Annotated in this window: 18 protein-coding genes; 3 read left to right on the top strand and 15 right to left on the bottom strand. The window is 65.1% G+C overall.

What is annotated here, in order from left to right; translation table 11 throughout:
• Nucleotides 1-28: 28 nt before the first annotated feature.
• A complete protein-coding gene (locus J6595_RS13325; protein ID WP_209595056.1) occupies nt 29-625 on the bottom strand; it encodes a hypothetical protein in 597 nt (198 codons plus the stop codon).
• A gap of 169 nt (nt 626-794) precedes the next feature.
• On the opposite strand from J6595_RS13325, the gene J6595_RS13320 reads away from it, so the two are divergent.
• Nucleotides 795-1,649, top strand: coding sequence for a D-amino-acid transaminase (locus tag J6595_RS13320; RefSeq protein ID WP_209595055.1), 855 nt, complete (start codon nt 795-797; stop codon nt 1,647-1,649).
• Nucleotides 1,650-1,656: 7 nt separating this feature from the next.
• Here J6595_RS13320 and J6595_RS13315 read toward each other — a convergent pair whose 3' ends face one another.
• From J6595_RS13315 to J6595_RS13270, 10 genes are all read right to left on the bottom strand, one after another.
• The gene (locus J6595_RS13315) at nt 1,657-2,292 is read right to left on the bottom strand and encodes a 2-dehydro-3-deoxy-6-phosphogalactonate aldolase (protein WP_209595054.1); all 636 of its coding nucleotides are present in this window, start codon (nt 2,290-2,292) and stop codon (nt 1,657-1,659) included.
• Nucleotides 2,289-3,218, bottom strand: a complete 930-nt coding sequence (locus J6595_RS13310) for a 2-dehydro-3-deoxygalactonokinase (protein WP_209595053.1) — start codon at nt 3,216-3,218, stop codon at nt 2,289-2,291. The genes J6595_RS13315 and J6595_RS13310 overlap by 4 nt, the downstream gene beginning before the upstream one ends.
• On the bottom strand, nt 3,215-4,159 hold the full coding sequence (locus J6595_RS13305; protein ID WP_209595165.1) for a Gfo/Idh/MocA family protein: 945 nt from the start codon (nt 4,157-4,159) through the stop codon (nt 3,215-3,217). The genes J6595_RS13310 and J6595_RS13305 overlap by 4 nt, the downstream gene beginning before the upstream one ends.
• Nucleotides 4,160-4,164: 5 nt before the next feature.
• A complete protein-coding gene (gene mmsB, locus J6595_RS13300; protein ID WP_209595052.1) occupies nt 4,165-5,382 on the bottom strand; it encodes a multiple monosaccharide ABC transporter permease in 1,218 nt (405 codons plus the stop codon).
• A 10-nt stretch (nt 5,383-5,392) separates the two neighbouring features.
• On the bottom strand, nt 5,393-6,925 hold the full coding sequence (gene mmsA, locus J6595_RS13295) for a multiple monosaccharide ABC transporter ATP-binding protein (protein WP_209595051.1): 1,533 nt from the start codon (nt 6,923-6,925) through the stop codon (nt 5,393-5,395).
• 165 nt (nt 6,926-7,090) lie between these two features.
• Complete coding sequence (gene chvE, locus J6595_RS13290) at nt 7,091-8,137, bottom strand: multiple monosaccharide ABC transporter substrate-binding protein (RefSeq protein ID WP_280891010.1); 1,047 nt, start codon at nt 8,135-8,137, stop codon at nt 7,091-7,093.
• 79 nt (nt 8,138-8,216) lie between these two features.
• Entirely contained in the window at nt 8,217-9,053 is an 837-nt protein-coding gene (locus tag J6595_RS13285) for a FadR/GntR family transcriptional regulator (protein WP_245198283.1), read from the bottom strand.
• 171 nt (nt 9,054-9,224) lie between these two features.
• The gene (locus tag J6595_RS13280; protein ID WP_342453184.1) at nt 9,225-12,389 is read right to left on the bottom strand and encodes an efflux RND transporter permease subunit; all 3,165 of its coding nucleotides are present in this window, start codon (nt 12,387-12,389) and stop codon (nt 9,225-9,227) included.
• Nucleotides 12,386-13,465 (bottom strand): efflux RND transporter periplasmic adaptor subunit, encoded by a 1,080-nt coding sequence (locus J6595_RS13275; RefSeq protein WP_209595050.1) that lies wholly within the window; start codon nt 13,463-13,465, stop codon nt 12,386-12,388. The genes J6595_RS13280 and J6595_RS13275 overlap by 4 nt, the downstream gene beginning before the upstream one ends.
• Nucleotides 13,465-14,556, bottom strand: coding sequence for an efflux RND transporter periplasmic adaptor subunit (locus J6595_RS13270; protein ID WP_209595049.1), 1,092 nt, complete (start codon nt 14,554-14,556; stop codon nt 13,465-13,467). Before J6595_RS13270 ends, J6595_RS13275 begins: the two co-directional genes overlap by 1 nt.
• 85 nt (nt 14,557-14,641) lie before the next feature.
• Between J6595_RS13270 and J6595_RS13265 the strand changes: the two genes are divergently transcribed.
• Nucleotides 14,642-15,106 (top strand): MarR family winged helix-turn-helix transcriptional regulator, encoded by a 465-nt coding sequence (locus tag J6595_RS13265; protein WP_209595048.1) that lies wholly within the window; start codon nt 14,642-14,644, stop codon nt 15,104-15,106.
• 209 nt (nt 15,107-15,315) lie between these two features.
• Here J6595_RS13265 and J6595_RS13260 read toward each other — a convergent pair whose 3' ends face one another.
• On the bottom strand, nt 15,316-16,080 hold the full coding sequence (locus tag J6595_RS13260; RefSeq protein WP_209595047.1) for an SDR family NAD(P)-dependent oxidoreductase: 765 nt from the start codon (nt 16,078-16,080) through the stop codon (nt 15,316-15,318).
• A gap of 69 nt (nt 16,081-16,149) precedes the next feature.
• Nucleotides 16,150-16,635, bottom strand: coding sequence for a TspO/MBR family protein (locus J6595_RS13255; protein ID WP_245198281.1), 486 nt, complete (start codon nt 16,633-16,635; stop codon nt 16,150-16,152).
• Nucleotides 16,636-16,717: 82 nt separating this feature from the next.
• Here J6595_RS13255 and J6595_RS13250 point away from each other — a divergent pair, with 82 nt between their 5' ends.
• Complete coding sequence (locus J6595_RS13250) at nt 16,718-17,218, top strand: lysozyme inhibitor LprI family protein (RefSeq protein ID WP_209595046.1); 501 nt, start codon at nt 16,718-16,720, stop codon at nt 17,216-17,218.
• A gap of 39 nt (nt 17,219-17,257) precedes the next feature.
• On the opposite strand, the gene J6595_RS13245 is transcribed toward J6595_RS13250, so the two are convergent.
• Both J6595_RS13245 and J6595_RS13240 read right to left on the bottom strand, forming a co-directional pair.
• A complete protein-coding gene (locus J6595_RS13245) occupies nt 17,258-17,764 on the bottom strand; it encodes a DUF3429 domain-containing protein (protein ID WP_209595045.1) in 507 nt (168 codons plus the stop codon).
• Nucleotides 17,765-17,833: 69 nt separating this feature from the next.
• The gene (locus J6595_RS13240) at nt 17,834-19,501 is read right to left on the bottom strand and encodes an FGGY-family carbohydrate kinase (RefSeq protein ID WP_209595044.1); all 1,668 of its coding nucleotides are present in this window, start codon (nt 19,499-19,501) and stop codon (nt 17,834-17,836) included.
• Nucleotides 19,502-19,517 lie beyond the last annotated feature (16 nt).

The raw sequence follows: 19,517 nt of genomic DNA, 5'->3' as shown, positions 1-19,517 counted from the left end.
GAGCCAGCGGCGGCCGGCAGATGGCGTTTCAGCGACGGCCCTGCCCGCTCATCTTCGCGATGGCGTCGTCGATGAGCCGGTTGGCGATCTGCATGCGGGTGTTCGCCTGGGGGCGATAGAGGATCGGCATACGGTCCGGGTGGTTCTTGCGGGCAAAATTGCGCCGTGCGTCGAGGAGATCCTTCACCGAGCTTGCGGTGAGGATGTTGAGCTCCCTGGCGATCTCGTAAGGGTCGGTGGTCGGCGCGCCGGGCGCCGGCGCATCTTCCACGGCTTTGGCGTATGCGGCTTCGGCCTGGGCAGCAGAGCCCTGCCGGCCCTTCCCCGGTTCGGCCGAATGCGCAGCCTTCGGCGGCTCCGTCTCTTGTCGCGTGTCGCGGGCTTGCGCGGCCTCGGGCTTGGGCGGATCGAACTCGGAGAAATCTTCCTCGTCGTCGAAATCCTCCTCATAGGCGGCACGGGCGGTTGCCGTCCGCGAGACGGTTTCGGCGATCTTCGGGCCCTTTCGCATGCCGATGACCGACATCATGCCGTTCGACGCCCTGTTCAGCACCGAACGCCAGCTCTTGTCTTCGTGCCTGGCGGCGACCCCCTCAAGGATCGTCTCGAACGACTGGTCGACCATGATACGCGGCGCTTCCCGATACGCGGTGGCAATCGGCCCAGAATGGGGCGATCTCCTGAAGCTTTCGTAAAACTGGATTTTTCTGGCCGGCTGATAGTCATGGCGAAGGCCCCGATCTATAACGCGCCAAAAAAATCGAACGGCTCGAAGCCAAAGCGGGATTTTTCGGATGCGGACGGTCTATGTGAACGGTGTCTTCTGCCCGGAAACCGAAGCCGTCGTGTCGATCTTCGATCGCGGCTTCCTGTTTGCCGACGGTGTCTACGAGGTGACGGGCGTTCTCGACGGCAAGCTGATCGACTTTTCCGGCCACATGGCGCGGTTGCGGCGCTCGCTCGCGGAGCTCGAGCTGCGCGAGCCGGCGCAGGAGGACAAGCTCCTGTCGATCCATCGGCAGCTCGTCGAGAAGAACGACCTCGTCGAAGGCATGATCTACATGCAGGTGACACGCGGCGCCGCCGATCGCGATTTTCTCTTCCCGGCAGACGACACGAAGCCTTCGCTGGTCCTCTTCACCCAGTCTGCCTCCCTCCGCGACAAGCCCGCGGCCAAGACCGGCCTGCGCGTCGTCACGGTGCCGGACCTTCGCTGGGCCCGCCGGGACATCAAGACCGTGCAGCTCCTCTATCCCTCGATGGCGAAGATGGAAGCCAAGCGGCGCGGCGTCGACGACGCCTGGATGGTCGAGGATGGCTGCGTGACCGAAGGCTCCTCCAACAACGCCTATATCGTCGATGCGGGCGGCACGCTGATCACCCGCCCGCTGAACCATGCGATCCTGCACGGCATCACGCGCAAGGCCGTCCTGCGGCTTGCGGCGGAGAGCGGCCTTGCCGTGGAAGAACGGCCGTTCACGGTCGAGGAGGCGAAAGTCGCCCGCGAGGCCTTCATCACCTCGGCCTCGAGCTTCGTCCTGCCGGTGGTCGAGATCGACGGAACCACGATCGGCGACGGCCGGCCGGGCGAAATCGCCACGCGGCTGCGCGAAATCTACATCGATGAGGCGTTGAAGACGGCCGTCTGAGGCAAGTCTACGGCCCGAACACCGCGTCGTAGGCCGTGACAGCCACTTCCGCTCGCTCTCTCACCGCCGCCGCGTCGTCGCCCGGCTTGTAGAGCGAGGAACCGAGGCCGAAATGGCGGATGCCGACCGCGGCATAAGCTTCGAAATCCGTTTCCGAGACACCGCCGACGGCGCCGACGGGAAGATCAGCCGGCAGCACCGCGCGGATCGCCCTGATCCCCGAAGGCCCGAGCACGCTTGCGGGAAAGAACTTCAGCGCCGTCGCGCCGAGGCTCGCCGCGGCAAGCGCTTCCGTCGCGGTGAAGACGCCGGGCATCGTCACGAGGCCCCGCTCGTTGGCCCGGGACAAAACGCTGCCGTCGACATTCGGGCTGACCAGAAGCCGCCCGCCGCAATCGGCAAGACGGTCGACGGCGGCAACGTCGAGCACCGTGCCGGCGCCGATGAGGACCGTTTGCGGCGCACGTTTTGCCGCCATCTCGATCGAACGGAACGGATCGGGCGAGTTCAGCGGGATCTCGATCGCCTCGAAGCCGGCTTCGATCAGACCGGAGACGACGGCGTCGCAATCGGCCGGCGAAAGCCCGCGCAGGATCGCGACGAGATCGCGCTTCATCTTCGGCCAGGGAATGCGTCTCGTCATGCCAGGATCTTTCTTGCCGCAGCGAAAAGGCCGCGCCGCACGGCGGCCTCGCCATCTTCCTCGATAACGCCGAGGCCGAGAGCGCGAAAGGCCGCCGCATAACGCGCGGCGAGCGCGCCCGCCGCAACGAGCCGGATGGCCTGCCCGTCCAGCCGGCCGAAGAGTGAGCCCGCGCCCGCGATTTCGAGCGCGACGAGCAGTCCGGACAGGGTCGAGGCTGCATGCGGCGCGCTCGCCGGCTCCAGCAACCCGCCGGCCCGGATGGCAAACAGGCGGTTGGAAATTTCCGTGGGATGCTCGTAGCCGGCCCGTGCCGCCGCCACAAAGGCCGCCTCGTCGAAGGTCTTGTCGCCGGTCGGCATGGAGTGGCTGAGGATCGTGTGGCCGGAGATCGCGGCGAAGAGATCACCGGTCACGAATGTCGAAAACCCCGTGATCCGCCCCCTTGCCACCGTCACCCATTTCGAATGGGTGCCGGGCAGGCAGACGAGCTGCCGTTCCGCTCTCATGGGATCGTCACCGAAATCGAGACCGAGGATCTGCGTCTCCTCGCCGCGCATGACGTCGGAGCGTCCCTCCGCGCGCTGGCAGACGCCGGGCAGAATGAAGACCGGCCGCGCGGCCTCGGGCACCCTGATCGCGCCGGCAGCGAGCGTCGAGGGATCGGCCGGTGTCTCGACATAGGCCGCCTCGGCCCAGCCCTGCTTCGCCCCGACCATGCCGCAGGCGACGACCGGCAGATCCGCGGGCGCGTCGAGGGCGGCGAGATGGCGATCCAGCACGCCTGCAAAGCCGCCGGGCTCCCGCGTCGCCGTCGCCATGCCCTCTGTGCTGCGGCGTTCGGCGAGGACGGCGCCCTCATCGTCGATCAGCCAGAGCCGGAGCGAGGTGGTGCCCCAGTCCGCAAGCGCTACAAAGCCGGTCATGATCCGGCCGGCGGATCGAAATGGAACGCTTCGGTGAATTCGCGCCGCCCGAGCAGGAAGGCGTCGGCGACATGGTGGAGCGGCGAAAGATCGACTTCCGAATCGCCCGCCGCGATCAGGGCGGCGAAGCGGGCGTAAAGCCCGTCATATTCGGCCTCCGGCGGCAGGGGGCGGTCTTCGCCGTCGATCGCAAGCTTCGCCCCGCCCATCGACAGTGTCAGTGTTCCGCCGTCGGTCTCGACGACGATGTCCCAGGTCTGGGGGCCGGTCTGGCGGAAATCGAACTCGGCTTTGACCGTTTCTCCATTGGGACCCGCGAAGCCAAGATCGGCGGCGATCGGCGCCTGGCGGTTTTGCGGAAAGGTGAGCCCGGCCTCATTCAGCCAGATCGGGAAGGGCAGGATCTTCGTAACGATCGACAAGGCGTTGATGCCAGGGTCAAAGACGCCGAGACCGCCGGCCTCGAAGATCCAGTCCTGGCCGGGATGCCAGTGGCGCACGTCCTCCTTCCAGGTGACGGTGACCTTAAGGATGCGCTGGCCCTTCAGCCAGTCCCGCGCCGGCCCGACGCCCGGCGCCTCGCGCGAATGCCAGCTGGCGAAGAGCGAAACGCCGTGGGAGGCCGCCAGCCCGGCCAGATGCTCGACCTCGGACAGGGTGGCGCCCGGGGGCTTTTCGAGCATCACATGCTTGCCCATCGCCAGCGCCTCGGCCGCCACTTGGTGCCGCGCCTGGGGCGGCATGCATAGAGAGACTGCGGCGATGTCGGGCATCGCCTCCAGCATCTCGCCGGTCGAGGTGAAGTTGGCGACGCCCTCGACGCCGGCATTGCGGCTCGCCGCCGCGACGAGGTCGAAATCGTCACTTCGCGACAAGGACGGCAGATGCTGGTCGCGGGCGATCTTGCCGATGCCGACGAGGCCGAGCTTGACGGGCGCCATGGTCGTCACGCCCGGTTCTTGTTGTAGACGTCGAAGATGACGGCGAGGAGCAGGACGAGGCCCTTGATCACCTGCTGGTAGTCGATGCCGATGCCCATGATCGACATGCCGTTGTTCATCACGCCCATGATGAAGGCGCCGATCACCGCGCCGATGATCGTGCCAACGCCGCCGGCCATGGAGGCGCCGCCGATGAAGACGGCGGCGATGACGTCGAGCTCGAAGCCGAGGCCGGCCTTGGGCGTCGCGGTGTTGAGCCGGGCGGCGAAGACGAGGCCGGCCAGCGCCGCGAGCATGCCCATATTGGCGAAGGTCAGGAAGACCAGCCGCTCGGTGTTGATGCCCGAAAGCCGCGTCGCCTTTTCGTTACCGCCGACGGCATAGATGCGCCGGCCGATGGTCGTGCGGGTGGTGATGAAGGAGTAGACGGCGATCAAAAGCGCCATGACCACGAGGACGTTGGGAAAGCCGCGAAAGGTCGAGAGCGCCCAGGTGATGTAGACGATCGCCGCGGCGAGGATGAAGTTGCGGCCGAAGAAGAACAGCGCCGGCTCATCGTCATGGCTGGAGCCGCGATTGCGAAAGCGCGAGCGCAAGGCGAAGACCAGCATCACCGCGACGACGGCGAGACCCAGCAGCATCGACAGGAGATTGAACCCCTTGATGCCGAAGACATCCGGCAGAAAGCCCGAGGAGATCAGCTGGAAGCCGCGCGGGAACGGGCCGACCGATTGGCCGGCCAGCACCCAGAGCGTCAGCCCCTTGAAGACGAGCATGCCGGCGAGGGTGACGATGAAGGACGGGATCTTCCAATAGGCGATCCAGTAGCCCTGAAGAGCGCCGATCAGCGCCCCGATGGCGAGGCAGATGACCCCGGCAAGGATGTAGTTCATGTCCCACTGGACAATCATCACCGCCGCCAGCGCCCCGACGAAGCCGAGAACGGAGCCGACCGACAGATCGATATGGCCGGAGACGATGACGAGCAGCATCCCCAGCGCCATGATGATCACATAGGAGTTCTGCAGGATCAGATTGGTCAGGTTGATCGGCTTGAGAAGAATGCCGTCGGTGACGATCTGGAAGAAGGCCATGATGGCGATCAGCGCGAGCAGAATGCCGTATTCGCGCATGTGCTTGCGGATGAAGCTCGCCGATGCGCCGGCCGTTCCGCTCGGCGCCGGCTTCGCAGCGCTCGACTGGTGAATGACATCTTGCGACATTCGGGTTTCCTCAGTTCCTGTGGCCGGAGCGGATGATCAGCGACATGATCTTCTCCTGCGACGCGTCCTTCGTCGGCAATTCGCCGACGAAGCGGCCCTCGTTCATGACGTAGATGCGGTCGGTGACGCCGAGGAGTTCCGGCATCTCCGAGGAGATGACGACGATCGCCTTGCCGGTCTTGGCCAGCTCGGCGATGATCGCGTAGATCTCGTATTTCGCCCCGACATCGATGCCCCGGGTCGGCTCGTCGAGGATCAGCACTTCCGGCCCGGCGAAGAGCCATTTTGCCAGCACCACCTTCTGCTGGTTGCCTCCGGAAAGATTGATCACCTCCTGCGCCGTCGAAGAACACTTGATCCGGATGCGCTGGCGATAGTCGCCGGCGACGGCGAGCTCGCGGTTCTCGTCGACGACGATGCCGTTGGCGATACCATCGAGATTGGCGAGCGGAATGTTGCGGCGGATGGTGTCGTCTAGGACGAGGCCGTAGGTCTTGCGATCCTCGGTGGCATAGCAGATGCCGGCATTGATCGCCCGATTGACGGTCGAGACGTCGACCGCCTTCCCGTGCATCCTCACTTCGCCGGAGATGTCGACGCCGTAGGATTTGCCGAATAGGCTCATGGCAAGTTCGGTCCGCCCTGCCCCCATCAGCCCGGCGATGCCGACGACCTCGCCGGCTTTCACGTGAAAACTGACGTCGTCGCAGACCTTGCGCTCGGAATGCTGCGGGTGATGGGCCGTCCAGTTCTTCACCTCGAAGATCGTCTCGCCGATCTTCGGCTCACGCGGCGGGTAGCGGTCGTTGAGGCTGCGGCCGACCATGTCGCGGATGATGTCGGCCTCCGAGACGTTGCCGCCATCGGCATCGAGGGTCGAGACGGCCGAACCGTCGCGCAGGACGGTGATGGTGTCGGCGACCTTGGAGATCTCGTTCAGCTTGTGGGAAATCAGGATCGAGGAGATGCCCGCCGCCTTGAACTCCAGAAGCAGCTTCAGAAGCGCCTCCGAGTCGGTCTCGTTGAGGCTCGAGGTCGGCTCGTCGAGGATCAGGAGCTTCACCTCCTTGGACAGCGCCTTGGCGATCTCGACGAGTTGCTGCTTGCCGAGGCCGAGATCGGTGACGCGGGTCTGGGGCGATTCCTTCAGCCCCACCTTGGCGAGAAGCTCGCGGGTGCGGCCGAACGTCTGCGACCAGTCGATCACCCCGCCATTCGCCCGCTCGTTGCCCAGAAAGATGTTCTCGGCGATCGACAGCAGCGGCACGAGCGCCAGCTCCTGGTGGATGATGATGATGCCGCGCTTTTCCGAATCGGCGATGCCGGAAAAGCGGCATTCCTCGCCCTTGAACTCGATGATCCCGTCATAGGAGCCGTGCGGATAGACACCGGACAAAACCTTCATCAGGGTCGATTTTCCGGCGCCATTCTCGCCGACGAGAGCATGGATCTCGCCCTCCTCGACGCTGAGATTGACATTGTCGAGCGCGATCACCCCCGGAAAGGTCTTGGTGATCTCGCGCATCTGCAAAATGGTGCCCATGGCGGTCCGTCTCGAAGCGCCCGCGCCGCGATCTCGTCGCGCCCTGCGAACGGCATGATGCTGGATTGTGGTCAGGCCGGAGAAAAGACCGACCGAGGCGACGCGTCGACCCTCGTCGCCGCGCCGCAAGGATGATCGCGCGGACGTCTTGCCCGCGCGGCCGGATCACTTGATCTGGTCTTCGGTGTAGTAGCCGCTGTCGACCAGCACCTTTTCCCAGTTGTCCTTGGTCACGAGTACCGGCTTCAACAGGTAGGACGGCACGACCTTGACGCCGTTGTCGTAGGTCTTGGTGTCGTTGACCTCCGGCTTGCCGTCGGTCAGCACCGCGTTGACCATCTGAACGGTCACCTTGGCGAGTTCGCGGGTGTCCTTGAAGATCGTCGAATACTGGTCGCCGCGAAGGATCGCCTTGACGGACGGGACTTCGGCGTCCTGGCCGGTGATGATCGGCATTTCGAGGTCGCCGGAGCCGTAGCCGACGCCCTTCAGCGAGGAGATGATGCCGATGGAGAGGCCGTCATAAGGCGACAGCACGCCGTTGACCTTCTGGTCGCCGGTGTAGTTGGCCGACAGAAGGTTATCCATGCGCGCCTGGGCGACCGAGCCATCCCAGCGCAGCGTGCCGACCTTGTCCATGCCCATCTGGCCGGAGGGGATCTTGATCTTGCCCTCGTCGATCATCGGCTGCAGCACGCTCATCGCGCCGTTGTAGAAGAAGTAGGCGTTGTTGTCGTCGGGCGACCCGCCGAAGAGCTCGACGTTCCAGCTGTCCTGATCGGGAAAGCGCTGCTTCAGGCCGTCGACCAGCGACTGCGCCTGGAGAACGCCGACCTGGAAATTGTCGAAGGTCGCGTAATAGTCGACATCCGGCGTATCGCGGATCAGGCGGTCATAGGCGATCACCGGAATGCCGGACGCGGCGGCGTTGGCGAGCGTGTTCGACAGGGTGGTACCATCGATCGCCGCGATCACCAGCGCCTTGACGCCCGTGGTGATCATGTTCTCGACCTGGTTCACCTGGTTCGGGATGTCGTCCTCGGCATATTGCAGGTTGGCGTCGTAACCGGCTTCCTTGAACTGCTTGACCATGTTGTCGCCATCGGCGATCCAGCGGGCCGAAGACTTGGTCGGCATGGCGATGCCGATCGTGCCCTTGTCCTGGGCGCTGGCGCCGAGCGGGCTTGCCAGAGCCACGACCGCGGCGGCCATACCGGTTAGAATTGTCCTCATCATCATGGTCACGTCACCTCCCTGACCGTTGCAGACGCCACGCGGCGTCCCTTTCACCTCAAGCCCCGCCCGATCGGCGCTGCTCGAACTGTCTTCCGCCTGCACGCATGCCTGCGGCCTCCGCTTCCCCTTCGCCGTTGGCGTAAAGGGCATGAATCACGTCGTTGAATGCGCTCTCGATGAGCCGTCGCATGAACAATTCTGCCGCATCGCCGTCGCCCGAAAGGATCGCCTGCATCACCCGCTCGTGCTGGCGCACCGTCTCGTCCTGGGGGTTCTGCCGCCAGGACAGCGAAAACGAGATCGACAGGCTGCGCTCGATCAAGGCACCGAGCGAATTGAGGAGAGGATTGCCCGTCGCCTCCAGGATGATGCGGTGAAAATCGAGATCGGCCGCGATCAGCTCCGGCGAGCCGCGCGGGTTGTCACGCATGCCTCTCAGAGCATCCTCGAGGCGCTCGCCCTGCGCCCCGTCGATCCGGCTTGCCGCAAGCCGTGCGGCGTTCGGCTCGTTGATCAGCCGCATTTCGTAGAGGGCTTCGATGAAGGGGCGGCGCACCGGCGGCGTCAGATGCCAGGCCATGACGTCGGCGTCGAGCATGTTCCAGTCGTTGCGCGGCCGCACCTTGGTGCCGACCTTGGGACCGACGCTGACGAGGCCCTTGGCGGCGAGATGGCGGATTGCCTCCCGCACCACCGTGCGCGAGACGCCGCGACTGACCTGGATTTCCTTCTCGATCGGCAGGGCCTCGCCGATGACGAGATTGCCTGCGGTGATCATGCGGCCGAACTCGGCGGCGAGCGCAACGGTGCGACTCGACCGCTCTCCATCGATCGTGGAACGCTCGTACCCCATGAAGCTGTTCGGACCTCCCATCCGCAATGATCGTACCATTGCGCGTCATTTGCCGCCAACGCAAGCCCCGTGGAGGGAGATCTACGACCAAGGTCGTATCATTGCTCGTCTGTCGCGGGAGAATATTCGCCTGACAGACAAAAAAATGCCCCGGCCGAAGCCGGGGCAGGTCAGATCAAGATCGGTCGGGCGACGTCCCAGGCCGAAGCGTCAGGCCGGCGCTGGCTTTCCGCCCGGCTCCTCCGATTGGCCAGCAGTAGTCTGCGGGCCGGCTTCCGACGAACCGCCGCCGCTGCCGTGTGGCGCGATCACGTGATCCGTCGAAGGCAGATCGCCGTCCTTGGGCTGCCGGATGCGGAACACCACGAGATACAGAGCCGGGATGAACAGCAGCGTGATGAGCGTCCCCGCGATGATGCCGCCCATCATCGCATAGGCCATCGGCCCCCAGAAGATCTCGCGCGAGATCGGGATGAGGGCGAGACTGGCCGCCGCCGCCGTCAGGACGATCGGTCGCGCGCGCATCTCGCTCGCCTCGAACACCGCCAGCCAGGGATGCATGCCCTCCTCGCGCAACACGTCGATCTGATGAACGAGGATGATCGAGTTGCGGATCAGGATGCCGACCAGGGCGAGGACGCCGAGGATCGCCACGAAACCCAGCGGCGCACCAGAGGGAACGAGCGCCGCGACGACACCGATGAGGCCGAGCGGGGCAGCGCACAGGACCACGAACAGCGCCCTGAAGCTCTGCATCTGCAGCATGATCAGCGTCAGCATGGCAATCAGCATCACCGGAACGACGGCGGCAATCGGGCCCTGGCTTTCGGCGCTGGACTCCACCGCTCCGCCGATCGCGACGGTGTAGTCGGTCGGCAGCTGCTTCTCGAAGGCGGCGATCTTGGGGGCGAGCGCCGTGACGATCGTCGCCGGCTGAGCCGACCCCTTGATCGCGGCGCTGACCGTGATCGTCGGGATGCGCGAGCGGGAATACAGGATCGGATCCTCGATCGTGTAGTCGAAGCTGACGAGGCTGGCGAGCGGGATGGCGTTGCCGTCGGAGTCCGTCAGCTGGAGGTTTTCGATCGCCTCGATGGAATCACGGTCCGATTTCACGCCGCGGGCGATGATCGGCACGAGATAGATGCCCTCCCGCACGTTCGTCACCGTGGTGCCGTCGAGCACCGAGTTGAGGTTGTTGGCGATTTCCTGCGAGGTGATGCCGAGGGCGCGGGCCTTGTCCTGAAGAATTTCGACCTTCAGCACCCGGGCCGGCTCGTTCCAGTCCATGACGATCGATGTCAGGCGGGGGTCCTCGGCGATCACGCCGGCGAGACGACGGGCCTGGTCGCGAACGACATCGATATTCGGGCCGCCCAGCCGGTACTGGACCGGGCGCCCCACGGGCGGTCCGAGCTCCAGATATTTGACGAAGACATCGGTGCCGATGAGGTTCTTGCTGGCAAACTCCTTCACCCGCGCCTTCACCCGCTCGCGCGCTTCCAGATTCTTGGGAACGATCACGATCTGACCGAAGAACGGATTGTCCGGCTGAACGTCGTAGGAGAGGAGAAAGCGCTCGGCCGAGCGTCCGACATAGGACGTCCAGTGATCGATGTCGTCGTCCTTGGCGAACGTCGCCTCGAGCTTGTCCATCTGTGCCCTGGTGTCGGCGATGGCGGCGTTGTGACGGAGGGTGAAATCGACGATGAGTTCCGGCCGGTCCGAGGTCGGGAAGAACTGCTGCTGGACGAATTTCATCCCGTAGATCGAGGTCGCGAACAGGGCGACGGTGATGATGATCGTCAGCCAGCGCCAGCGCATCGCCGCTCGCAGCACCGCCGTGAAGGCGCGTTTCACCCGCCCCGGCTTGGCGTCGTGTCGGTGCATCGTCTTCGGCAGGATCATCACGCCGATCAACGGCGTGAACAGGACCGCGACGATCCATGACAGGAGCAGCGCCAGCGCGATGACGATGAACAGCGAGAACGTATATTCGCCGGCATTGGAATTGTTGAAACCGATCGGCAGGAAGCCGGCGACCGTCACCAGCGTTCCCGACAGCATCGGAAAAGCGATCGACGTCCAGGCGAAGCTCGCGGCCTTCTCGCGACTTTCGCCGATCTCGAGCCGCGAGACCATCGTCTCGATGGCGATCATGGCGTCGTCGACGAGGAGACCGAGAGCGATGATCAGCGCGCCGAGCGAAATGCGCTGCAGCGTGACCCCGGCGATCTCCATGCCGACGAATGTCATCGCAAGGACCAGCGGAATCGAGAGCGTCACGACGAGGCCGGCCCGGAAGCCGAGGCTGACGAAGCTGACGACGAGAACGATCGCCACGGCCTCGAACAGTGCCCGGGTGAAGCCACCGACGGATTCTTCCACCACGGCCGACTGGTCGGCCACCTGATGGACGCCGACGCCGATCGGCAGTTCGCCGACGATCCGCGCCATGTCCTTCTTCAGCGCAGAACCGAAATCGACGATGTTGCCGCCGGCGCGCATGCCGATCGCAAGGCCGATCGCCGGCTTCCCGTCATAACGGAACAGCGAAGTCGGCGGATCTTCGTATCCGCGCCGGATCGTGGCGACGTCGGAAAGGCGGAAGAAGCGGTCGTTGACCCTCAGATTGATGTCCTCGAGGCTGGCTTCCGATGTGTACTGCCCCGAGACCCGCACGAGGATGCGTTCGGGCCCCGACTGGATGACCCCGGAAGGCGCGATGGCGTTCTGCGCCTCCAGCGTATTGATGACCGCGCTCTGATCGAGGCCGAGCCCCGCGATCCGCCGCAGGGAGAATTCCAGATAGATCGCCTCGTCCTGTTCGCCGACGAGTTCGACCTTGCCGGCTTCGGGAAGCTGGATCACCTGCGTGCGGACTGCCTCGACATAGTCGCGCAGCTGACGCTCGCTGATGCCGTCGGCGGTGAAGGCATAGATGTTGCCGAACACGTCGCCGAATTCGTCGTTGAAGCCGAAGCCCTGGAACTCGGAGGGAAAATCGCCCTTGATGTCCGACATCTTGTCGCGGACCTTCTTCCACACGTCGGGGACGACCTTCGCCTTTGTCGTGGGGAGAAGATTGACGAAGACGACGGTCTGGCCGGGCGTCGTGATCGAGCGGGTGTAATCGAGGCTGTCGAGCTCCTGCAGCTTCTTTTCGATCCGGTCGGTGACCTGCTCGGCCATCTCCTTGACGGTCGCGCCGGGCATCGAGGCGGAAACGACCATGGTCTTGATGGTGAAGTTGGGATCTTCCTCACGGCCGAGATTGAGGTAGGAAAACATGCCGGCGACACACGCCACCAGCATGAAGAACCAGATCATGGAGCGATGGTGGAGCGCCCAGTCCGAGAGATTGAAAGACTTCACGATTGGAGCCCCTTTGACAGCGAAACCGCTTGTCCTTCCTTCAGACTATGGACACCGGCGATGACGATGACGGTGCCCGGCTCGGCGCCGGAGACGAGGAGTATCTGGCCGCCACCGTCTCTTTCGACGACGACCGGCTGTTTGTGGACGGTCTTGGCCTTGGTATCGACGATCCAGAGCATCGTCTTGCCGTCCTCCTCCAGCACCGCACCCGGCGGAAGCAGGATGATCGGCTTGTCCGCGCGCTCGGCGGGTATCGCGGTGATCAGCGAGCCGAGCCGGAACGCCGCCGGCGGATTGTCGAGGTGGATCCTGACGCGGATCGTCCGCGTCGCCGTATCCGCCTGCGGGGCCATTTCGCGCACGGTGCCCGTCACCTTCTTCGATGCGGCGATCTGCAGAACCACCTCGAATTTGCTGCCGAGCGTGATCTTTCCGGCAAGCTCCACCGGGACGTCGATCACAGCCTCGCGCTGGTCGGTGCGTGCCAGGGTCATCACCTCTTCGCCGGCCGACACGACCTGGCCGACATCGGCCTCCCGCGCCGTGATGACGCCATCGAACGGCGCGGTGAGCTCGGCATAGGAGAGCGAGTTCTTCGCCTTGGAGAGTTCGGCCTTGGCACTGACGAGATTGGCCTCGGCCGAGCTGAGGCTCTGGCGGGAAGTATCGACGTCTGACTGTGCGACGGCCTTGTCCTTGAACAGCTGCTGGGTTCTCTCGAAAGAGGCGCGCGCCGTCTTGGCCTCGATCTCCGCGCTTTCGAGCTGGGCGGCCGCCGAGCGCAGATCGGCATTGAGTGTCTCGGCGTTTACCGCCGCGACGGGCTCGCCCTTCGTCACCTCGTCGCCGACATTGACCGAACGCGAGACGATCCGGCCGAGAACGCGAAAGGCCAGCTGCGTCTCGAAGCGTGGCTCGACAGTGCCGCTATATCCGAGGATCTGCGGGTCGCTCTTTGCCAGAACGGTCGTCAGGACCGGACGCGGCGCGGCCGGTGCCTGCTCTTCCTCCGAGCCGCTGCAACCGGCCAGAAGCATCAGTCCGGCGAGTGCGGACAGGATCGTTCTCATCATCACTTCGCCTCGCTCGTTTCCGCCACCGGGTCGAGCCGGGCGCCGGGCAGGACGAGCTGCGAGCCATCGGTGACGACCCGCGCCCCCTCTTCGATGCCACTGGCGACGAGGATGTCATCGGTGCGATAGGCGGCGATCGCGATCTCGGTCAGCTTGGCCTTGTCGCCGTCCTGGACGACCCAGACCGCGGGCTTGCCGTCCTTCTCGATCAGCGAAGACCATGGCAGGCTGATCGCCTTTTCCGGCGCGTCGCCGGTTTCCCGCCCGACCACGGCGGAGCCGAGGGTCATCTTTTGCGGCGGATTTTCGAGACCGAGCTTGACCTGAACGGTGCCGGTGCTGCTGTCGATCAGCGGCGAAACCTCGCGGATCCGGCCGATCGCCTTCACCGACGGATCCTCGACCAGCGCCACCTCGATCGCAGACGGCTTGCGTTCCGAAATCAGGAGCTGTTCCTGAATCTTGAACACGGCATCGAGCGCCCCGCTCTTGGCGAAGCCGAATGCCGACTGGGCCGCCGTGACGACCTGCCCCGGATCGACGCTGCGGCTGGTGATGACGCCTTTGGCATCCGACCGCAAAACCGTGTCGCTGAGGCTTTTGTTGGCGGTAACCAGATCGGACTTGGCCGTATTGAGCGTGCTCTGCGCGGAGGCAAGGGTCTGTTCGGCCGTGTCATAGTCCGAACGGGTGGTGAAACCCTTGGCGAGCAGCTGGCGCTGGCGCTCGAATGCGGCCGTTGCCTGCGCGAGCGAGGCCTCGGCCGAATCGACCTTGGCCTTTGCCGAGGCCACGTCCGCCTGCTGCTGCGTCGGTTCGATCTTTGCCAGAACCGTACCCGGCTCGACCTGATCGCCGACGTCGACGAAGACATCGGTGACCCGCCCGCCTGTCTCGAAGGAATAGGTCGAGGTATTGCGCGCCACGATCGTGCCGGTCAGCGACACCGTCTTCTCGAAGGTCTTGGCTTTTGCCTCGACGAAGTGGACCGGCACGGGCGTTTCCGTGGGCGTCTTCTCGTCGGTGCAGCCGGAGATCGCCAGGAGTGCCGCGAGTGCCGCGGCGAGCGCCGTGGGCCGGTCGTTTCGCACGCCTGATACCTTCGACAAAATATCCATCTTGCTTGCCGATCAAATTGCTTTATGATCGTGATATATTGCGAAAGAGGAATGGTCAATGCCCTGCGGTCAGCTGCCTCCGCCTACCCAGGAACAGGGTAAAGACGTCGGTTTCCGGCAGTTTTCCCATTTGTTCAAGCAGATGATTCACGAGGCCGTGACGATCGACAAGGAACTCGCCGGCAAGTTCGGTCTCGCACTGACCGACATGGTGTGCATCACCTTCCTTGCCGATACCGATGCCCCGGTGAACGCGAAGATGCTGGCCGAGCACGTCAATCTCTCGACAGGCGCGACGACGGCGCTGATCGACCGGCTCGAGCGAGAAGGCTTCGTCGTACGGCGGCCGAACCCCGCCGATCGTCGCAGCGTGATCATCGTGCTCGTAGAGGACCGGGTGAACCCGCTGCTCGCCAATTTCGAAAAGCTGCGCTACCGGCTCAAGCGCGCCCATGACGGGCTTTCGCAGGACGAGGTCCTTGCGGTCACGCGCTTTATGCAGAATCTGCTCGCCGACGACTGATTTGAGCTGCCCGGAAGAATGACACCCGGGACGCTGGTATGGAGCCTGCGCGGCGATTGAGCGGCCACCCCGACTGCCAGGGATGGGCAGTGCCGGAGGGATGGGTCTGGAATCCCTCAATGCCGCATCCCGATCGTCGTCGCACCTCTCGCCGGAAATCGCCCCGCATCGCCTCACGGGCGCACGCCTCGATGTCCTCGCCGTCAGCCTCAGATCGAGCCGGCTTCGACCATATAGTTGTTGGCCGTGCACATCGCGGCATCGTCGGATGACAGGAAGAGAACCATTCGGGCGACATAGACCGGATCGATCAGCTCCTTCAGGCACTGGCGGTCGCGGTGCTTTTCGATGGCCGCCTCGGTGACCCAGAGCTCCTTCTGGCGCTCGGTCATGATCCAGCCGGGCACGACGGTGTTCACACGGATCCCGTGCGGCCCGAGATCGCGGGCGAAGGAGCGGGTCATGCCATGCACGGCGGCCTTCGCTGTGGTGTAGACCGGCATGCCGCCGCCGGCCTCCCACCAGGAGTTCGACCCCATATTGACGATGGCGCCGCGACCGGCGGCGATCATGCCGGGCGCGGCGGCCTTGATGGCGAAGAACATGTGCTTGAGATTGGTGGCGATCCGCTCGTCGAAATAGTCGGGCGTGACGCTCTCCCAGCCATGGCGATCGTCGCGCGCGGCGTTGTTGACGAGGACGGTCGCCGGGCCGTGCCGGCCTGCGAGGCTGTCGATTGCCGCCGTCGTCGCCTCGATGTCGCGCAGATCACAATGTTCGAAGGAAACGGTGGCACCTTCCGCCCTGAGCTCCTGCGCCAGCGCCTCGGAGCGGGCCTCGTCGAAGTCGAGAAATCCCACCCTGGAGCCCTGGGCCGAAAAGGCGCGGACCATCTCGGCGCCGATGCCCGAGGCACCGCCCGTCACGACGACGCTCTTGCCGGCAAGACTCGGATAGGTGGCGAAGGCTGGCATCGGGGCATGCTCCATGATCGCGGCCGAAAATGGCCCGGCGCCGTTATTGCGCCGAGCCGACAGCCTCGGTCAACCGTTCACGGCGGCTGCGCGAAACGCCCCCGGATTTCTGCGCCAGACCGAAAAATTGAGGCAGGAGGCAGCCGTCACCCAGAGGAGATACGGAACCAGGAGAAGACCTGTGACAGCGTCGATCGGATAGAACAGCAGCGCGTTCACCGCCACCGCGATCCACAGCGCCAGCACATCGGCGAAGGCAAGGCCCGGCCGTCGCATGCCGAAGAACAGGGCCGACCAGGCGGCGTTCAGGATCAGCTGCACCCCATAGGCAAGGAACGGCAGCGTGACGAGTCCCGCCGCCTCGTAGACCCGCCAGCCGGCAACCGCGATCATCACGTAAAGCGCCGACCAGACAACGGGGAACGCCCAGTTGGGCGGGTTCCAGCTCGGCTTTTCAAGCGTCTCGTACCACGGCCCCGGCTTGAACAAAGCCCCGCTCATCGCGACGGCGAGAACGATGGCCACGAAGACCAGCAGGCTCAGGATCGAACTCATCGCAATTCCCATGAAATTTCAGTTGCCCCAAGGGAAAAAGCGATCAATATCGACGCTTCGATTGCCCGAGGGTGCCCTTCAGATGAAAAGCCTCGCATCCATCCTAGTCCCAATCTGTCTTCTCGCCCACCCTGCAGCGGCGGCCGACAAGAACCTCGCTTCCGACAAAGCCTCGCTTGAGGCCTGCGTGACGAAATCCCAGGACGACCCGAAACGTTGCATCGAGACGATCGCAACGCCCTGCTCCGAGGCTTTGCCCGCCGAGAACGAGGAGGGCGTCAACGGCTGTTACGACCGGGAATCGGCGGCCTGGGACCTGCTCCTCAACGCGAACTACAAGACCGCCGTGAAGGACGCCGAGACCTACGACGCCGACGCCAAGGAGAACGGCGGCGATCCGGAGGCGGCGGCGAACCTCAAGAAGGCCCAGCGTGCCTGGATCGCCTTCCGCGACGCCGAATGCGACCGGCTCTATGCCCGGAGCATGGACGGCACCATCCGCTTCACCGTCTATGCCGCCTGCCAGAACCGCATGACGGCCGAGCGCGCCATCGAACTCGGCCAGTCCGACGCGCCCGAATGAGCGGCGGGTGGCGGCTCGGCCTCGGCGCGAGGCGGGCCGTCATCCAAACAGCGGGCTTTGCCAGACATAGGCCCCCAGCGCGATGAGCGCGACGATCGGTATGCCCATCTGGATCGGCCTGAGTGACGCGAAGAACAGGGGTGCCTCGCCATTCCGGGCGGCGATCGGATCGAGGATCGCGAGGCTGACGAAGCCGCTGATAGCAAGAACGGTCGCCGTCAGCGTATAGGCCCAGACCGTCTCGACGATGGCCGCAAAGCCGAGCCCGAACAGCCAGAGCATGGTGACGAGCTGGGTGAGCGTCGGCCCGCCGGGCTGGCGGAAGCTGACACCGCGCCTGACGCCGGCGAGAAAGGTCAGGATGGCGGCGGCCCACAAGAGCGTGAGATTGACGGTCAAGAAGGACTGCGCCTCGCTGCCGATCCACAGATAGACGGCGCCGGCCGCGATCGGCAGCATGGCGAGAAAGGCGAGCGCGGCGCCGAGCGGCGGCGGCTCGGCTGGTTCGCTCGCGGTGATCGTGCGGGATTGGCGGTCGCTGGCCATTTGCGGTCCTCGATGAAAACTCGGCGCCCGGCCGCGGCGCGGGCATGGCTGATATGGACGACGCCGACCTCAAGGACAGGGGCTGCGCGAACAGAAGCGGATGATCGCCCGCGTTTCGCGCTCGCAGCGCTGAAGCAGCTCATAGGCCTGAAACTTTGCGGCATGGAACTCCGCGGCTTTCCCTCCCGCAGGCTCCAGGACGTCACCGGTGTGGCACATGGCCGCCGCCGCCGCGCCGAGTGCGGCATGGGCGCCCGCCGCAACCGCGCCGACCATGGCGCTGCCGAGAAGCACGGGCTCGCTCGTTTGCGGCAGCGCCACCGAAAGTCCGGTCGCGTCCGCCAGAAGCCGGCGCAGAAGCGGCGAATGCCCCGCCCCGCCCGACACGACGATCGTGCCTAGCCTCACCCCCTTTGCCCGGTTCGCCTCGACGATCTGCCTCGTGCCGTAGCAAAGACCGCAGAGTGTGGCGACGAACAGCCGAACGAGGCTCTCCCGGCTGGAGGCGAGCGTCAGCCCCGAGACGACGCCGCGCGCGTGCGGGTCCGCCTCGGGCGAACGGTTGCCGAGAAATTCCGGCACGATGGTCAGCTCGGCGCCGAGAAACGCCGCGTCTTCCAGCGAGCCCGCCATCTCGACGGCCAGCGTCTCCAGAAAATCGAGCACCGGCAGGCCGGCCTCTGCGGCGGCGCGCTCGGCGGCGGGATAGGCCGGATGCAGCGGCACCAGAAAATCGAGCGCCGCGCCATAGGCCGACTGCCCCCCCTCGAGCAGCCAGAAGCCGGGCACCATCGCGCCGAAATACGGCCCCCAGACCCCATCGACGAAGGCAGGTTCGCGGGTCAGCGTCATGGTGCAGGAGGAGGTGCCCATGATGAAGGCGAGCTGCTCGGTCGGATCGGCTTGCGCGCCGTCGCCGCCTGCCGCGCTGCCCGCTCCGCCACCGACCGTGCCGACCCCGCCGGCATGGGCGTCGATCAGCGAGGCGCCGACGGGCGTGCCCGGCATCAGGCCGAGGTCTTCGGCGGCCTCAGGGGTCAGCCCGTCGCCGAGCGGCGTCGCGATATCGACGACGTCGGACCCGATGCGCGAAAAGCCCTCATCGGCGAGCTCTCCAAGGCCGATAGCGTGGAAATAGCTCGCATCGAAGCGGCGCTCATGGGCGAGATAGGTCCATTTGCAGGTCAGCGTGCACATCGAGCGCGCCAGGCTGCCCGTCGCGCGGTAGGAGAGAAAGTCGGCAAGGTCGAAGAAGTGTCCGGCGCGCCGGTAGGTCGCGGGCAGTCGTTCTTTCAGCCAGAGGAGCTTCGGCGTCTCCATCTCGGGCGAGATCCGCCCGCCGACATAGCGCAGGACCGGATGGCCGATGCGATTGATCCGGCTCGTCTGATCGAGCGCCCGGTGATCCATCCAGACGATCACGTTGCGGGCGTCGTCGCCGGACCGGCTGACGCTCAGGGGCCGGCCGGAGCCATCCAGGACGACCAGCGAACAGGTGGCGTCGAAACCGAGGCCCTTCACGTCCGCGCCCGACAGCCCGGCCGCTTCGAGCGCGGCACGAACGCTCGCGCAGATCGCCTGCCAGATGTCGTCCGAGGACTGTTCGAAGACGTTCGGATCCTCGCGCCACAGCCGAATCGGGCGCTTGGCGGAGCCGAGCAGCCGGCCGGCCCGATCGAACAGACCCGCCCGGGCGCTGCCCGTTCCCACGTCGATGCCGAGAAACGCCTCAGCCAATGCCGCCTCCCCAAAT

Source organism: Jiella mangrovi (assembly GCF_017815135.1).
In the GTDB taxonomy this organism is placed as follows: domain Bacteria; phylum Pseudomonadota; class Alphaproteobacteria; order Rhizobiales; family Rhizobiaceae; genus Jiella; species Jiella mangrovi.
This window is presented reverse-complemented; position numbering and strand designations above follow the sequence as displayed.

Excerpts from the sequence above, each read along its gene's own strand:
- J6595_RS13325 (WP_209595056.1), bottom strand. The coding sequence starts at position 625 with ATGGTCGACCAGTCGTTCGAGACGATCCTTGAGGGGGTCGCCGCCAGG.
- J6595_RS13310 (WP_209595053.1), bottom strand. The coding sequence starts at position 3,218 with ATGACCGGCTTTGTAGCGCTTGCGGACTGGGGCACCACCTCGCTCCGG.
- mmsB (WP_209595052.1), bottom strand. The coding sequence starts at position 5,382 with ATGTCGCAAGATGTCATTCACCAGTCGAGCGCTGCGAAGCCGGCGCCG.
- J6595_RS13265 (WP_209595048.1), top strand. The coding sequence starts at position 14,642 with ATGCCCTGCGGTCAGCTGCCTCCGCCTACCCAGGAACAGGGTAAAGAC.
- J6595_RS13275 (WP_209595050.1), bottom strand. The coding sequence starts at position 13,465 with ATGATGAGAACGATCCTGTCCGCACTCGCCGGACTGATGCTTCTGGCC.
- J6595_RS13315 (WP_209595054.1), bottom strand. The coding sequence starts at position 2,292 with ATGACGAGACGCATTCCCTGGCCGAAGATGAAGCGCGATCTCGTCGCG.
- J6595_RS13305 (WP_209595165.1), bottom strand. The coding sequence starts at position 4,159 with ATGGCGCCCGTCAAGCTCGGCCTCGTCGGCATCGGCAAGATCGCCCGC.
- J6595_RS13245 (WP_209595045.1), bottom strand. The coding sequence starts at position 17,764 with ATGGCCAGCGACCGCCAATCCCGCACGATCACCGCGAGCGAACCAGCC.
- chvE (WP_280891010.1), bottom strand. The coding sequence starts at position 8,137 with ATGGCCGCCGCGGTCGTGGCTCTGGCAAGCCCGCTCGGCGCCAGCGCC.
- J6595_RS13260 (WP_209595047.1), bottom strand. The coding sequence starts at position 16,080 with ATGCCAGCCTTCGCCACCTATCCGAGTCTTGCCGGCAAGAGCGTCGTC.
- J6595_RS13255 (WP_245198281.1), bottom strand. The coding sequence starts at position 16,635 with ATGAGTTCGATCCTGAGCCTGCTGGTCTTCGTGGCCATCGTTCTCGCC.
- mmsA (WP_209595051.1), bottom strand. The coding sequence starts at position 6,925 with ATGGGCACCATTTTGCAGATGCGCGAGATCACCAAGACCTTTCCGGGG.
- J6595_RS13320 (WP_209595055.1), top strand. The coding sequence starts at position 795 with ATGCGGACGGTCTATGTGAACGGTGTCTTCTGCCCGGAAACCGAAGCC.
- J6595_RS13250 (WP_209595046.1), top strand. The coding sequence starts at position 16,718 with ATGAAAAGCCTCGCATCCATCCTAGTCCCAATCTGTCTTCTCGCCCAC.
- J6595_RS13285 (WP_245198283.1), bottom strand. The coding sequence starts at position 9,053 with ATGGTACGATCATTGCGGATGGGAGGTCCGAACAGCTTCATGGGGTAC.